Genomic DNA, 14626 nt, shown 5'->3' with positions numbered 1-14626 from the left:
AAGGGCCTTGCCTGCTTCAGATGGTGATGGAGCTTACGCTCGCGCCGCCGCAGACATACAGAGTCTGGCCGGTGATGAAGCTATTGGCGGGGTCGCAGAAAAACATGACGGCGCGCGAGACATCGTCGGCCTGTCCCAGCCGCTTGACCGGGATGCCGTTGGCGATCTGTTTTTCCCGCTCGCTGCCGGGTTCGATGACATCATGGAACATATCCGTCTTGATGGGGCCGGGCGCCACGACGTTGACCGTGATGCCATGCGGGGCCAGCTCCAGGGCCCAGGTGCGGGCCATGCCTATCATGCCGGCCTTGGTGGCCGAGTAGGCGGTGCGGGTGGGCAGGCCCAGGGCGCCGCGCGAAGACATCAGCACGATGCGGCCGTGGCGGCGGGCCTGCATCCCGGGCAGGACCGCCTGCACCAGGGCCAGGGCCGCGCCCAGGTGGATCTGGGTCAGCCCGTGCAGCTCCTCGGAGCGGACATCGGGCAGCAGGTTGGGCCAGATCACGCCGGCATTGTGGATCACATGGCTTACCGCGTGGCGGGCGGCGATTTCCTGGGCGGCCTGCCGGGTGGCGGCCTCGTCCAGCAGGTCGACCTGCACATGCGACAGGCGCGGATGCGTCAGCGTCCCGGCGCGGCGCGCCAGCGAAATCACTTCGTAGCCGGCGGCCAGCATGTCGCGGCAGATCTCGGCGCCGATGCCGGCGCTGCCGCCGGTGACAATGGCGATGGGCGTCATGGCGTCAGCGTCCCGGAGCCATGGCGAGCACGCGCAAGGGGCTGCCCGAGCCATTGCGTATCTTCAGGGGTGCCGAAAAGATGACGGCGCCCGTGGGCGGCAGCTGATCGAGATTGGTCAGGCATTGCAGGCCATAGCGATTATTGCCATGCATGTAGTAATGGCAGGGGTAGGGGGGATCCAGGTGCTGGGCCTGGCCGGCGTCGGTGCCGACCGATTCGGTGCCAAAACCATGCACGTCGCGCTCGCGGATCAGCCAGGGCACGACCTCGGCATCGGGACCGGGCGAGTGCGCGCCGTCTTCGCGCAGGTTGAGGTAGTCGGTGGGTTTGCCGCGCTTGGACCAGTCGGTGCGCATCAGCACCCAGTGGCCGGCCGAGATGCGGCCATGGCGTTCTTCCCAGGCCAGGACATGGTCGATGGTCAGCAGGAAATCCGCGTTATCGCGCGATTCGGCCGAACAATCGATGACGCAGGCGCCGGCCACGAAGGCCTCGACCGGAATGGTGTCCACCGTGTTGTCGGGCTGGTCGCGGCCGCTGATCCAGTGCGCCGGCGCATCGAAGTGCGTGCCGGTATGCTCGGAGCAGGAAAAGTTGTTCCAGTACCAGGCCGGGCCGCGCTCGTCATAGCGCGAGATCTCCTCGATCCGGAAGGGCCAGGCCTGGCCGAATTCCGGCGGCAGCACGATGGTCGGAAACTCCGGCGTCAGCGTCTCGGTCAGGTCGATGATGCGTAGGGCGCCCGTGGCCAGGTCGGCCATGAAGCGGGTCAGCGTATCGGTGCTCAATTTGATCTCCTTGTTGCCGGCTCAGGCGCCCAGTTCCCGTTCCAGGCCCTTGGGGTTTTCGGTGAGGCGTTCCTGGAATTCCAGGGCGACGTCGCCCACATAGACATCCTCCACGCCATCGCGCAAGGCTCGGACGATGGCCGAGGCCAGGGCGGCCGGCGCCACGCGCGGCGGGGGCGTCAGCTGCTCCCATTCGTGGTCCAGCGGCCCGGGGAAGACATTGATTACACGCACCCCGGCCGGCCGCATCTCGGCGCGCAGGCATTGGGCCATGGACAGCGCGGCCGCCTTGGAGGCCGCCCAGATGCCGCGCGAGGGCAGATTCATCTGCGCGTAGATGCTCAGCACGTTGACCCAGGCGCTGGCGTTGTTCACGCCGTCGGCGGCGCGCCCGCACAGCGCCGGCCCGAAGGCCCGCGCCAGGCGCATCAGGCCCAGGCAGTTGACGTCCAGCGTATCGCGCGCCAGGTTGACGTCGCGGCTGTGCAGCAAGCCGCCCTCGCGTTCATGATCGGCGCAATTGACCAGGATCTCGACCTTGCCGCCGATCGAGGCGGCGGCGCGGTCCACCGAATCGGTGTCGCTGACATTGAGTTCCAGCGTCTGCACCCGGGGGTCGGCGGCCAGCGCGTCGAAGGCGGCGTCGCGCCGCCAGACTTGCGGGTCGCCGATGAATACCAGGGGCGAGCCGGCTTCCAGCAGGGCGCGGGCGATGGCTTGGCCGGCGGCCGACTTGCCATCGGTGACCAGGGCGCGGCGGAACTTGGGATCGCAGGCGGTTTCGCGCAGCGTCTTGTCATCTTGCATGTTGGGGGTGTCCTTGGCGGGCAGAGCGATCATGACCGCCTGGCCGGCGCGGTCCAGTTTGAGCGCCAGGCGCACCGGCTGGCCTTCGGCGCAATCCTGGTGCAGATGGGCCACCACCACGGGGCCGGCCTGCATGCGCACCGTGCCCACGCGCCAGGGCAGGCGCTCGCGGAAGTAGAGGTCATTGCTGTGATGCAGGACCGTGGTGGCCAGCAGCACGCCGGCCGGGTCGGTGTCGCGCCAGGGCAGCTCGTGATGCAGGCAGCTGCCGCAGACCTCGCGCGGCGGATATTGCACGGCGCCGCAGGCCGCGCAGGCCTGCAGGCGGAAGCGGCCCAGGGCGGCGGCGGCCGTCAGGCCCAGCGCGCCGCGGCTGCGGGCCCCCGGCGGCAGGGTCGGGCGGCGGGTGCGCGCGATGGGGTTCTTGCGCGGCGGCGGCGTCAGGGCGTCGGTCATGCTTCGCTCCGGGCGAGCAGGGCCGCGCCGGTGCACAGGCCGCGGTCATAGTTGATCATGCCAAAGCCGCTGACCAGGGCGGTGCGCGCCCCGGCCACCGCGGTGGCGCCGGCCTGGCCGGTCAGCTGGCGCAGCGCCTCGACCAGGCCCAGGTAGCCGCCGGCCGCGCCGGCCTGGCCCACCGACAACTGGCCGCCGTTGGTATTGAAGGGGAAGCTGCCGTCCACCGTGAAGCCGTGGCGGCGCACGAATTCGGGCGCGGCGCCGGGCGCGCAGAAACCCAGGTTCTCGATCTGCATCATATTGATGACGGGATAGTCGTCATAGGCCTGCATCAGGTCCACGTCTTCGGGGCCCCGGCCCGCCAGGCCATAGAACTCGTCCAGGTCCAGCGTCCAGCCGCCGCGCGTCTGGATGGCATCATCGGCCCAGGCGTTGTGGCGTTCAATAGTGGAAAGCACGCGGGCGTGGGGCAGTTGCAGGCGGCGCGCGCGGTCCTCGTCCATGACCAGGAAGGCATCGGCGCCCGCGCAAGGCATGACGCAATCGAACAGATGGATGGGGTCGGTGATGACGCGGGCGTCGAGGTACTGCCGCAGGGTCAGCGGCTTTTTCATGAGCGCCTGCGGAAAGCGCAGCGCATTGTCGCGCTGGGCCACGCAAAGCTTGCCGAAATCCTCCCGCGTGGCGCCGGTGGTCTGCATATAGTGCCGCGTGAGCAGCGCGAAGCTGGCATTGGGGCCGCCGGCGCCATAGGGGTAGACGGCATCCTGCGCGAAGCGCGAGAACTGGCTGACGGTATGGCGGAAGGAGTCGACATGGTTGGTGTCGCCCGCCAGGCAGGCCACGATGCCGGCATCGCCCGCCTGGACCGCGCGCGCGGCCCGGCGCAGGGCCACCACGCCGCTGGCGCCGCCCATGGGGATGTGGTCCAGCCAGCGCGGCTGCATGCCCAGGTGTTGGGTCAGGCCCACGGCGGTGTCGGGCGCCAGGGTGAAGCTGGAGACGCACAGGCCGTCGATATCGTGCTTGGCCAGGCCCGAGCGGCGCAGCAGTTCGGCCAGCGCCCGTCCAAGCCAATAATGGGCGGCGTGCGTGCTGTAACGCACATAGGGCAGCGAGACCGGCACCGCCACGGCCACGCCGTCATAGGCTCGCCGCTTCATGCGTGGCTCTCCGGGCGTTTTTTCAGGGCGCGGGTGTCGAAGCAGCGGGGCGTGCCCGGCAGGGTCGGCGCCCAGGTCTTCATCTCGCCGCGCTGGATCTTGTTGGTGGTGGTCAGCGGCAGGCTGTCGACAAAGGCGACATAGCCGGGCGCCTTGTAATAGGCCAGCTGTTCCAGGCACCACTGCACGATGTCGCGCGCGGCGTCCTCGCCGGCGGCCTCGGAGACGATGCAGGCCAGCACCTCGTCGCCGCGCACCGCGTCCGGCACGGCCGCCACGGCGGCCGATTTCACGGCCGGGTGGTGCAGCAGCACGCTTTCCACTTCCACGGCCGAGATATTCTCGCCGCTGCGTCGGATGACGTTTTTCTTGCGATCGACAAAGCGCAGCGCGCCGTCGGCGTCGCGGCGCACAATATCGCCGGTGTGGAACCAGCCGCCCTCCCAGGCGGCCGAGGTGGCGGCTTCGTCCTTGAGATAGCCGGCAAAAAAGCCATAGCGCGGATCGGGCCCGGCGTGGCGGACCTGGAGTTCGCCGGGCTGGCCGGCGGCCGCCGGCTGGCCGTCGTCGCCGACCAGGCGCACCTCGACATCCGATTCTTCGCGGCCGAAGCAGTTCGAGCCGATATGGCGCGGCTCGCGGTTGGCGATGATGACCGCGCCAGCCCCTGTCTCGGTCATGGCCCAGGCTTCCAGCAGCGGAAAGCCGAAGCGCGCCTCGAAGGGCGCGTGCAGGTCGCGCTCGACGCCCGCGCCGAAGCCAAAGCGCACTTCGTGATCCAGGTCGGCGGGGCCGGCCTCGGCCTTCATCAGCATGGCCGGCATCACGCCCAGATAATGCAGGACGGTGGCGCGCGAGGCGCGCACGCTGTCCCACCAGGAACGGGGATGGAAGCGGTCCAGCACGATCAGGCAGCCGCCGGTCAGCATCATGGCCATGGCCGAGTACGCCATGGCGTTCATGTGGACCAGGGGCAGGGGCGTGAGCATGCGTTCGCGTCCCGGGGCCAGCGCCGCCATCCCGCCGATGCGGGCATACCAGTTGCCGGCATGCAGGAAATACCGGTTGGGCAGGATGCAGCCCTTGGGCCGTCCGGTGGTGCCGGAGGTGTAGAGCAGGGCGCATTCGCTGTGCTCATCCGGTTCGCCGGCCAGCGGCGGCGCGAACGGGGCGGGAGGCGGCGCTTCGTCCGGACCCATCACGCGCAGGGTGCGCCCGGCGCGCTCGGCCGCGGCCAGCAGATCGGCATGGCGGCCTGGCAAGGCCACCGCCAGCGCGATCTCGGAATGCCCGGCCAGGTATTCCAGCTCGGCGGCGCGCAGGTCGGGGTTGATGGGCACGACCGATACGCCCAGCGCATTGAGCGCGAACCAATGCAGGAAGAAGGCGGGCCGGTTTTCCAGCAGCAGGCCGGCCCGGTGGCCGTGGCCGTAGCCGGCGCGCGCATAGGCCGCGCGCAGGGTGTCGACGGCCTGCGCGGCCTGCTCATAGCGCAGTTCGCCCGCGTCGATGCCGTAGATCGCCGCGGTTTCGGGCAACACGCAGAGAAAAGGTTGGCCGGGCCAACGGCGGGCCGACGCCTGGAATGCCTGATGGACGGTCACGCCGCGGTCCTCACATGAAAAGTTGAATGTTGCCGAAGGCGGCATCGCTGTTGACCAGGTCGACCCGTTTCAGGCGCAGCCGCAGGCCATCGGGGCCGGCCAGCAGATGATGGGTGGCCCAGCCCGCGTACAGCGTTTTTTCGTCCTGGCGGGTCTCGACATAATGAAAAGCCGTGCGCACGACATGGCGGCCCGCCGCCGCATCGGCCTCGGGGTGGTCCAGGTCGACATAGGGCGCTTGCAGCAGGTGGTGGCAGCGGCTCTTGGGCTGCTGCGAAAATGTGCGCTGGCCGGCCAGGCGTTCGACGCGCACGCGCAGCAGCAAGCGGTCCTCGTACATCAGCGAAGCATGCAGGCGGGGGTCGTCCTGGCCGGGAGCCAGCGGCATCCAGTAGCGGCCGTCCTCGGTGAACAGCTCCAGCCACTCTTCATAGCGGCCCTCGTCGAGCAGGCGCGCCTCGGCATAGACGAAATCGCACAGGGCCTGGCGGATATCGGCGCTCACGGGCGTGCCTCCATGCTGTCGGTCATATAGCGCGCCCAGGCGCGGTACTGATTGCGCATCTGCCATTCATTGGTGCCATTGGTCACGACATTGCGCTGCCCGTCTTCGCCGTCCGCGTACAGGCGCGCCACATTGACCCAGTCATGGCCGCGCGAGGCCAGGCCTTGCTGCGCGCGTTCATACATTTCGAGATCGTCGTGGCCGACCACCGACGTGGGCGCATTGATGAGGCGGTTGTACATGAGGGTGCGCTCCAGCAGCAGGTCGGGCGCGCCGACCAGGCGGAAGGTCCAGGATTCGACCAGGGTGCGGTCGGCCGCCAGCGGCTTGAAGATGCGCAGCGTCTGGATCGGCCCCTTGACCATGATGTTGGGGAAATAGACCGTGTTGTGGCGCACATCGCCCAGGATGGCGTGGGCGCGATCCTCGCCATAGGCGGCCACCATGGCGTCCCAGTAGCCAGGGATGCCGGAATAGGCCGCGTGGATGGAGTCGGATACGCCGGTATGGCCGTGGCCGTTCTGCCAGACGCGGATGCCCATGTTCTCGAAGAACTCATAGGGCGAGATGAACGGCGCGAACAATTCCACCGCCATGGGCTTGGGCGTGCCTTCGGGCGCCTGCTCCCAGACCTTGACCGCCGTGCCGGCCGAGGATTCGTGCGCCACCATGGGGTGGCAGGTGTCGGTCTGGTTGTCGACCAGCATCTTCCAGTTGCAGCGATGCATATAGCGGAACACGCCGCCGGCGACTTCCAGGCGGCCTTCCGGCGAGCGGTCGACCATATTGTCCAGGGTCGTGAGCGCGTCGCCGAAGAAGTCCTCGAAGCTTTCCCCTTGCTCATTCAGGCGGCAGAACACAAAGCCGCGGTGGTTGCGCACGGCGGCCACCGGCTTCATGCCCTGGTTGGCCTCGCACTGCGACAGCACGGCCGGGTCATAGCCTTTCTTCAAGGGTATGGACAGCAGCGCGCCATCGGTCTTGAAGGTCCAGGCGTGATAGGGGCAGCGGAAGAACTTGCCGGTGTTGCCGCAGGCATCACCGGCCACCATGGTGCCCTTGTGAGGGCAGCGGTTGTAGAGCACGCGCACGCTCTGGTCGCTATGCCGCACCATGACCACGGGCTGATTGCCCACCGTCGTGGTGATGTAGTCGCCCGGCCTGGGCACCTGGCTGTCGTGGCCGACATAGACCCAGGTATTGGCGAACAGATGTTCCATCTCCAGCTCGAAGATCTCCGGATCGATGAACATGTCCTTGTGGACTTCGGTCTCGCGCATCAAGGCGCGCACGGCTTGGGGATTGTCTCGGTAACGCGCCATGGCTTCTCTCGTTACAGGTCCAGCACCAGGCGCGGCGTCTTGCTGCGCGAGATGCACACTTGTATGACCTGGCCGCCGGCCTTTTCGGCTTCGGACAGGTAGTAGTCGCGGTGATCCGGCAGGCCTTCGAGCACGGTGGCCTGGCAGACCCCGCATTCGCCGCGCTTGCAGTCATAGAGGGGATCGCAGCCGGCGGCCTCGAGCACGTCGAGGATGGTCTTGTCGGCCGGCACGGTCAGCACCTTGCCGGATTGCCGCAGCTCGACCTCGAAAGCCTGGTCGCCCTCCTGGGCGGCGGCCGGCGTGAAAAGCTCGAAATGCACCCGTCCCTCGGGCCAGTCGCCGGTGGCGGCGATGACCGCGTCGATCAGGCCCTTGGGGCCGCAGACATAGACGTGCGAGGCCGGCCCGGCCTGGGCCAGCAGGCCGGCCAGGTCCAGCGGGTTTTCATCATCGGCGTGGACGGCGAGGGCGTCGCCCGCCAGGGCGCGCAGTTCGTCCAGAAAGGCCAGTTGAGCGCGCGAGCGGCCGCAGTAGTGCAGGCGGTAGGGGCGCGCGGCATGCGCCAGCGTGGCGGCCATGGCCGCGATGGGCGTGATGCCGATGCCGCCGGCGATCAGCACCACCGGCGCCTCGCCAGCTTCGGCGGCGTGCAGGGGGAAGTCATTGCGCGGCGGCTCGGCCTCGATGACATCGCCCTCGGCCAGCGCATGCATATGGCGCGAGCCGCCCTGGCTGTTGTCTTCCAGGCGCACGCCCAATTGGTAGTGGCCGGGCTGCTCGAAGTCCGCCGCCGCGAAGCCCATCAAGGAATAGCAGCGCGGCTCGGCCAGGCCGGGCACGTGTATCTTCAGATGCGCGCCAGGGCCGAAGGAGGGCAGCGGCGCGCCTTCGGCAGGCGCCAGCCGCAGGGAGCGTATCAGCGGAGAAGCCTGGCGCGTCTGGCGCACAATGAGTTTCAGCATGGGGCTTTTCGGATCAGGCGGCCAGCTCGGCCATTTGTCGTTCCAGGGGAGCGCAGGAGGCGTCGGCCAGGGCCGTTTCGCGCAGCTGCTTCAGGCGGCTGGCGGCATCGGGCCGGCCGGCCAGCGCGCGCGCGGCGGCCAGCAGGCTGCGGTATTTGCCGCCGCCGCGGACATGGGTGTCGCTATAGCCCTTGACCAGCCGGCGGCAGAGCACGGCCTCGACGGCAAGCGCGTAGTCGGCGCGCGCCAGCTCGGCCACCAGGTCCAGCCATTGCTCCAGGTCGGCCCGCTCATGGCGGTGGCGCAGGGTGGCGCGGCGGAAGCGGCGCATGCCGGCCAGGCCATACAGCGCCAGGAAGCCGCCCAGCGTGCTGCTGCGCAGGCGGCGGCCACGCGCCAGGCGGCGGCTCACGAAGCTGCCGAAGGCGGGCGACTGCTCCAGCCATCGGCCCAGGCGCGCCGGCAGGGTGCCGCAGATTTCCTCCAGGCGGGGATGCATGAACTCGGTGGTGTGGACCAGTTGGCCGGCGGTGGCCCCGACTTCGCCGCGCACGCGGCCAAAGCGGCTGCCGCGCGTCTTGAGATCGGCCACGCGGATGACGTCGTCATAGCTCATGGCCAGCGCCACATAGCGGGCGGCGGCCTGCGTCAAGGCCCAGCCGCGCGCGGCGTCGTCCAGGGCGCGCAGCGCGTCCAGGCGGTCCAGGTATTCGGCCGCGTATGCCGGATCCTGGTAGTCGATCAGGCGGCGCAGGCCGGCCACCACCAGGGGCAGCGCCGGGGCCGGGAAGTCCCGGCGCGCGCGGTCCAGCAAGGCCTGAGATTCGGGGTGGGCTGCCTGTGCCGGCACCTCGGGCAGGGGGCGGGCGGTGTCGATGGCGGCGGGCTGGGCCGGCGCTTGCGCGGCCGCGTCAAAACCCAGGCCGAAGGCGCGCAGGCTGGCTTGCACGCCGACCCCGGCCCGGCCGATGGTGGCCTCGAAGGCCTCGCGTGAGAAAGGCAGCACGCCGCTGCCCGCCATGGCGCCGAACAGGCTGGCGCTGATGACGCTGCCGGCCTGGTCGGCCAGGGCCTGGAGATCAAAGCATAGAAAACGCCGGGCCGCCTCGCGTCCCGCCGCCAGGACTTTGTTGGGATCGGCGATGCCATTGCCCGGGGCCGATTTTTCGCTGACCGCGTAGCTGCGGTGCGAGGAACTGATCAGCACGGTGCGCTCCGGCGTGACCAGGCCACGCTGGATGGCGCGGCCGCCTTCCATCAGTTCGGCCGCCACCACCAGGTCCACGTCGCCGGGAGTCGGCATGAGGGCCAGGGCCGGCGCGCGGCCGGCGCGCTGGACTTCCGCCTCCGGCAGCAGCTCCACGTAGTAGATCGTCGCGCCCGTGCGCTGCGCCACGCCCGGCACCGAGGTGGTCTGGGCCCACCAGCCGGCGTGCTCGGCCATGTCGACCAGCCAATCGGCCAATACGCCGCCGCCCTGGCCGCCCATGGCCAGGATGGCGATCTTCAGGGGATGTGTCATGTCAGAGTGCATAGCGGGTCAGGCGCGTGGCGCGGCGGCGTTGCAGATAGCCGATGACGGCGCCGCGCAGCCGCGCCATCAGGCGTTCGGCGCGGCCGGGATTGTGGACGATGTCGGCGCGGTAGAACGAAGGGCAGAGCACGGCGGCATGGGCGACCTCGCCGCAATTGCCGCAGCCCACGCAGCTGCTCTCGACATGCGCGACCGGGTCTTCCTTGAGCGGGTCGCCGCTATCCTTGATGCTGAGCGAGGGACAGCCCGACAGGCGGATACAGGCGTGGTCGCCCGTGCAGACGTCGGGGTCCACGCCAAAGCGTTCCTTGATGGCGCGCCGGCCGGCCTTGACCGCCTGGTTGAACAAGGGTTTGATCCGGCGCTGTTTGTTCAGCATGCATTCGGATTGCGCGATGATGACCTTGGGGCCTTTTTCATCGGTGGTCAGCGCGTCTTCGATCACCGCGCGCACCCGGGCCACGTCATAGGTGCGGTCGATGACGCGCAGCCAGCGTACGCCCACGCCGCGCACGGCGGCCTCGATGGGGTTGTTGGTCGAGCGGTCGGGATTGTCCGCGCGCGAAGACAGGATGTCCTGGCCGCCCGTGGCCGAGGAGTAGTAGTTATCGACGATGACGATGACGCCGTCGTATTTGTTGAAGACCGCGTTGCCGATGCCCGAGGCCAGGCCGTTATGCCAGAAGCCGCCGTCGCCCATGATGGAGATCGGCCGCTTGGCGGCCGGCACATTGAAGGCCGCAGCGCTGGAGGCCCCCAGGCCGTAGCCCATGGTGGTCGCGCCCAGGTTGAAGGGCGGCAGGATGGAAAACAGATGGCAGCCGATATCACAGGAAATATGATGCTGGCCCAGCTTTTCCTGGGCCAGGGTCAGGGCCGAGAAGATGGGGCGTTCCGGACAGCCGGTGCAGAAGCCGGCCGGGCGGGCCGGCACGACCTGCGCCAGGTCGGCGGCCGTCTTGTGAAAGACGATGGGTTGCGGCTTGGGCCGCTTGATTTCAGTGATGTCGGGCTGGGCCGCCGCCGGTTCGGCGGGCAGCGCGTCCGGGCGATGCGACGCGAGAAAAGCGCGCAGGCCTTCGCGCATGACCTGGGTGGTGTACTCGCCCGCCATGGGCAGCACATCCTTGCCCGCCAGCCGGGTCTGCACGCCCGCGCGGCGCAGGATGGCATGCAGGTTCTGCTCCAGGTAATCGGGCTGGCCTTCTTCCATCATGAGCACCGCGCGCTTGCCCTGGCAGAAGGCGATCACCTCGTCCTCGATGACAGGATAGGTGACGTTCATCACGTAGAGCGGGATGCGGCTGTTGCCGAAATGATCGGCCAGGCCAAGCAATTGCAGGGCGCGGATGACGCCGTTGTACAGGCCGCCCTGCAGGATGATGCCCACATCGCCGAGTTCGCCGGGGAAGTGCTCGTTGAGCTTGCGGGACTTGATGAATTCGATGGCGGCGGGCCAGCGGTCGCGGATTTTTTCCTGTTCGTGCAGAAAGGACGCGGGCGGCAGCACGATGCGGCTGGTGTCGCGCCGCGGCGCCTCCAGCGCCTGCGCCAGCGTGAACGCCGGGCGGCGGTTATCGCTGGCGATGAAGCGGCCATGGACATGGCAGCCGCGGATGCGCAATTGCAGCATCACCGGCGTCTTGCTGGCCTCCGACAGGGCAAACCCGTCTTCCACCGCCTTGACCATGCTTTCGAGGTTGGGGCGCGGATCGAGCAGCCATATCTGCGACTTCATGGCGAAGGCATGCGAGCGCTCCTGCATGATGGAGGAGCCTTCGCCGTAGTCTTCGCCCACGATGATGAGCGCCCCGCCAGTCACGCCGCCGGAGGCCAGATTGGCCAGGGCGTCCGAGGCGACATTGGTGCCCACGGTGGATTTCCAGGTGACGGCGCCGCGTATGGGGTACATGACCGAGGCGGCGAGGGTCGCGGCGGCGGTGGCCTCCGAGGCGCTGGCCTCGAAGTGCACGTCCAGTTCCTCGAGGATGTCCTTGGCGTCGGCCAATACATCCATGAGGTGCGAAATGGGCGAGCCTTGATAGCCGGCCACATAGCCCACGCCGGACTGCAGCAGCGCCTTGGTCACGGCGAGTATGCCTTCGCCGCGGAACTCTTCGCCCGCGCCGATGCGCAACTGCTGGACTTCTTTCTTGAAAGACCTTTCCGCCATCGAGAAACCCCTTGAGCGCGGGTCTTTGACCCGCCCGCGGATGCTGCGTGGCAACACGAGCACCCTGCTTTTTTTAAGTCCTGCGAAATACTTTAGAAGTCAACTTTTTAGCTGTCAATAAAAAAGATGAATTTTCATGGAAGCAAAAAAATATCACTCAAAAACAAGGATGTATATACTCGTTGCCACGGACAAGGCGGGCGTCTCGCAGGCCTTGTCATGGTGCGAAAACCTGCGGGCATAAGGGCTAACCCCATGCTGCATCACAGCAGATGGATGCGTTCTGGTGCCAGCGGCCCGCGGCTGGCACCATACGGGTGCCGCGGCCGCGGCCAGATACGTACAGGAAGGTGTTCATGAAGCATGGTCAGCCCGCGTCTCCGTCCACGCCGCGTTTCGTCGATGGCTATCTGGCCTATCTGCTGGCGCAAGCCAGCCACCGGATCTCGGCCGAGTTCCACCGGCAGGTGAGCGCGGCCGGCCTGTCCGTGACGGAGTGGCGGGTGTTGGCCAGCCTGGAGGGCAGCGACGGCGAGACCATCGGTTCGCTGGCGGCCCTGGCGCTGACCAAGCAGCCGACCCTGAGCAAGGTGGTGCAACGCATGGAGGCCCAGGGCCTGGTGGCGCGCGCCGGCGTGCGCGCCGACCGGCGCCAGACCCGCGTGCGCATCACCGCCAAAGGGCATGGCCTGGTGGCCGATTTTTGCCGGCGCGCGCTGGAGCACCAGGCCGCCGTCCTGGAGCCTTTCGGCCAGGCCCGGGCGGCCGAGCTGATGGACATGCTGCGTGTCCTGGTGACCCAGGCCGCCGGAGACGACCCGACGGAAGCATAGGCGGGCGGCGGCGCCATATTTCTCTGCCCGATATCTATATGTCCCCTAATGTTGGCGGAATGCTCGATACTCGCGGCCATGCGCGCAAACCCTTAATTGACGCGGCATTCCGCGCTACGGCAATATCCGCCCGTCATTCAGACTAATGTCAGGAGTTCCTATGCGCCGCACCCTGATCGCGCTGGCTATCGCCTCCGCTGTCGCATTGCCCGCCGCCGCCCACGCCAAGACCTTCCGTTGGGCCGCCCAGGGCGACATCCTCACCTTCGATCCGCACTCCCAGAACGAAGGCATGACCATCGCGGCCAACAGCTATATCTATGAGCCCCTGGTCGATTACGACAAGGATTTCAAGGTGGTGCCGCGCCTGGCGACGTCCTGGGAGCAGGTCTCGCCCACGCTATACCGCTTCAAGCTGCGCGAAGGCGTGAAGTTCCATGACGGCTCGGCCTTCACCGCCGACGACGCGGTGTTCTCGGTGCATCGCGCCATGGCCCCGACCTCGAACTACAAGGCCTACACCACCGGCATCAAAGAAGCCCGCAAGATCGACGATCACACCATCGAGATCGAGACCACGGCGCCCAACCCCGTGCTGCTGCGCCAGTTGCCCAACGTCTTCATCATGAGCCGCGCCTGGTCCGAAAAGCACAACGTCGCCAAGCCGCAGGACTTCGTCAACAAAGAAGAAACCTTCGCGGCGCGCAACACCAATGGCACCGGCCCCTACAAGCTGAAGTCGCGCGAAGTCGACGTGCGCACGACCTTCGAAGAAAACCCCGACTGGTGGAACAAGAAGAACAAGGTCGGCAACGTGACCGAAGTCGTCTTCACCCCCATCAAGCAGAACGCCACGCGCACGGCCGCGCTGCTCTCCGGCGAGATCGACTTCGTGCTCGATCCGGCCGCCCAGGACCTGGACCGCCTGCGCCAGCAGGCCAAGGTCGTCGAGGGCAACGAGTACCGCACCATCTATATCGGCTACGACCAGAAGCGCCCCGAGCTGCTGTACTCCAGCATCAAGGGCAAGAACCCTTTCCAGGACGTGCGCGTGCGCGAGGCGCTGTACCGCGCCATCGACGTCGAGGCCATCAAGCGCGCCGTGATGCGCGGCCTGTCCGCGCCCACCGGCACCATGATCGCGCCCCAGGTGCATGGCTGGACGGCCGAGCTGCACAAGCGCGTTCCCTACGATGCCGACAAGGCCCGCGCCCTGCTCAAGGAAGCCGGCTATGACGGCACGCTCAATTTCACCCTCGACTGTCCGAACAACCGCTACATCAACGACGAGGCCATCTGCCAGGCCGTCGTGGGCATGTGGGCCAAGGTCGGCGTGAAGGCCTCGCTCAACGCCATGCCGCGCGCCACCTACTTCCCCAAGGTGCAGAACCACGACACCAGCGTCTATCTCTTCGGCTGGGGCGTGCCGACCTTCGACGCCATGTACACGCTGCAAAACCTCATCCGCAGCAAGGGCGAGGGCGCCGACGGCATGTACAACCTCGGCAATTACAGCAACAAGGAGGTCGATGTCATCATCGACCGCGTCAAGACCGAAACCGATGTCGCCAAGCGCGACGCCGACATCCACAAGGCGCTGGAAATCCACGCCAAGGAGTTCGGTCATATTCCGCTGCATGATCAGGTCATTCCGTGGGCGATGCGCAAGAATGTCAGCGTGATCCACCGCGCCGACAATCGCCTGGTGGCCGACTGGGTCAAGGTCGACTGA

12 protein-coding genes are annotated in these 14626 nt (G+C 67.6%); 2 read left to right on the top strand and 10 right to left on the bottom strand.

The features are described from left to right. Positions 1–16: 16 nt before the first annotated feature. The 10 genes from L540_RS11065 to L540_RS11020 are packed head-to-tail and all read right to left on the bottom strand — an operon-like array spanning position 17 to position 12061. Complete coding sequence (locus L540_RS11065) at positions 17–739, bottom strand: SDR family NAD(P)-dependent oxidoreductase (RefSeq protein ID WP_043213295.1); 723 nt, start codon at positions 737–739, stop codon at positions 17–19. A 4-nt stretch (positions 740–743) separates the two neighbouring features. Beyond that, positions 744–1502: a cyclase family protein gene (locus L540_RS11060; RefSeq protein ID WP_109842502.1), complete on the bottom strand. Its 759-nt coding sequence runs from the start codon at positions 1500–1502 to the stop codon at positions 744–746. A 48-nt stretch (positions 1503–1550) separates the two neighbouring features. Next, positions 1551–2792: an SDR family NAD(P)-dependent oxidoreductase gene (locus L540_RS11055; RefSeq protein ID WP_043213297.1), complete on the bottom strand. Its 1242-nt coding sequence runs from the start codon at positions 2790–2792 to the stop codon at positions 1551–1553. Further along, the gene (locus tag L540_RS11050) at positions 2789–3958 is read right to left on the bottom strand and encodes a thiolase family protein (RefSeq protein WP_043213298.1); all 1170 of its coding nucleotides are present in this window, start codon (positions 3956–3958) and stop codon (positions 2789–2791) included. The genes L540_RS11055 and L540_RS11050 overlap by 4 nt, the downstream gene beginning before the upstream one ends. Continuing rightward, on the bottom strand, positions 3955–5607 hold the full coding sequence (locus L540_RS11045; RefSeq protein ID WP_048026282.1) for an AMP-binding protein: 1653 nt from the start codon (positions 5605–5607) through the stop codon (positions 3955–3957). Before L540_RS11045 ends, L540_RS11050 begins: the two co-directional genes overlap by 4 nt. Then, on the bottom strand, positions 5573–6067 hold the full coding sequence (locus tag L540_RS11040) for an aromatic-ring-hydroxylating dioxygenase subunit beta (RefSeq protein WP_043213302.1): 495 nt from the start codon (positions 6065–6067) through the stop codon (positions 5573–5575). Before L540_RS11040 ends, L540_RS11045 begins: the two co-directional genes overlap by 35 nt. After that, on the bottom strand, positions 6064–7389 hold the full coding sequence (locus tag L540_RS11035) for an aromatic ring-hydroxylating dioxygenase subunit alpha (RefSeq protein WP_043213304.1): 1326 nt from the start codon (positions 7387–7389) through the stop codon (positions 6064–6066). The genes L540_RS11040 and L540_RS11035 overlap by 4 nt, the downstream gene beginning before the upstream one ends. A gap of 11 nt (positions 7390–7400) precedes the next feature. After that, positions 7401–8354, bottom strand: a complete 954-nt coding sequence (locus L540_RS11030) for a PDR/VanB family oxidoreductase (protein ID WP_043213306.1) — start codon at positions 8352–8354, stop codon at positions 7401–7403. Positions 8355–8367: 13 nt separating this feature from the next. Continuing rightward, positions 8368–9876 carry an indolepyruvate oxidoreductase subunit beta family protein gene (locus L540_RS11025; protein ID WP_231584774.1) on the bottom strand — a complete coding sequence of 503 codons (1509 nt, stop codon included), beginning with the start codon at positions 9874–9876 and terminating at the stop codon, positions 8368–8370. Between the two features lies 1 nt (position 9877). Beyond that, positions 9878–12061, bottom strand: coding sequence for an indolepyruvate ferredoxin oxidoreductase subunit alpha (locus L540_RS11020; RefSeq protein WP_043213309.1), 2184 nt, complete (start codon positions 12059–12061; stop codon positions 9878–9880). A gap of 356 nt (positions 12062–12417) precedes the next feature. On the opposite strand from L540_RS11020, the gene L540_RS11015 reads away from it, so the two are divergent. Further along, complete coding sequence (locus L540_RS11015) at positions 12418–12894, top strand: MarR family winged helix-turn-helix transcriptional regulator (RefSeq protein ID WP_043213310.1); 477 nt, start codon at positions 12418–12420, stop codon at positions 12892–12894. 160 nt (positions 12895–13054) lie between these two features. Beyond that, a complete protein-coding gene (locus tag L540_RS11010; protein ID WP_043213311.1) occupies positions 13055–14626 on the top strand; it encodes an ABC transporter substrate-binding protein in 1572 nt (523 codons plus the stop codon).

This window comes from Bordetella pseudohinzii, from assembly GCF_000657795.2.
GTDB classification, from domain to species: Bacteria; Pseudomonadota; Gammaproteobacteria; order Burkholderiales; family Burkholderiaceae_B; genus Bordetella; species Bordetella pseudohinzii.
Note: the sequence above shows the minus strand (reverse complement) of the source record. Positions and strands in the feature narration are given on the sequence as shown.

Coding starts and splice junctions, on each gene's coding strand:
- L540_RS11050 (WP_043213298.1), bottom strand. CDS start 3,958: ATGAAGCGGCGAGCCTATGACGGCGTGGCCGTGGCGGTGCCGGTCTCG.
- L540_RS11030 (WP_043213306.1), bottom strand. CDS start 8,354: ATGCTGAAACTCATTGTGCGCCAGACGCGCCAGGCTTCTCCGCTGATA.
- L540_RS11055 (WP_043213297.1), bottom strand. CDS start 2,792: ATGACCGACGCCCTGACGCCGCCGCCGCGCAAGAACCCCATCGCGCGC.
- L540_RS11045 (WP_048026282.1), bottom strand. CDS start 5,607: ATGCCGCCTTCGGCAACATTCAACTTTTCATGTGAGGACCGCGGCGTG.
- L540_RS11020 (WP_043213309.1), bottom strand. CDS start 12,061: ATGGCGGAAAGGTCTTTCAAGAAAGAAGTCCAGCAGTTGCGCATCGGC.
- L540_RS11060 (WP_109842502.1), bottom strand. CDS start 1,502: ATGGCCGACCTGGCCACGGGCGCCCTACGCATCATCGACCTGACCGAG.
- L540_RS11015 (WP_043213310.1), top strand. CDS start 12,418: ATGAAGCATGGTCAGCCCGCGTCTCCGTCCACGCCGCGTTTCGTCGAT.
- L540_RS11065 (WP_043213295.1), bottom strand. CDS start 739: ATGACGCCCATCGCCATTGTCACCGGCGGCAGCGCCGGCATCGGCGCC.
- L540_RS11010 (WP_043213311.1), top strand. CDS start 13,055: ATGCGCCGCACCCTGATCGCGCTGGCTATCGCCTCCGCTGTCGCATTG.
- L540_RS11035 (WP_043213304.1), bottom strand. CDS start 7,389: ATGGCGCGTTACCGAGACAATCCCCAAGCCGTGCGCGCCTTGATGCGC.
- L540_RS11025 (WP_231584774.1), bottom strand. CDS start 9,876: ATGACACATCCCCTGAAGATCGCCATCCTGGCCATGGGCGGCCAGGGC.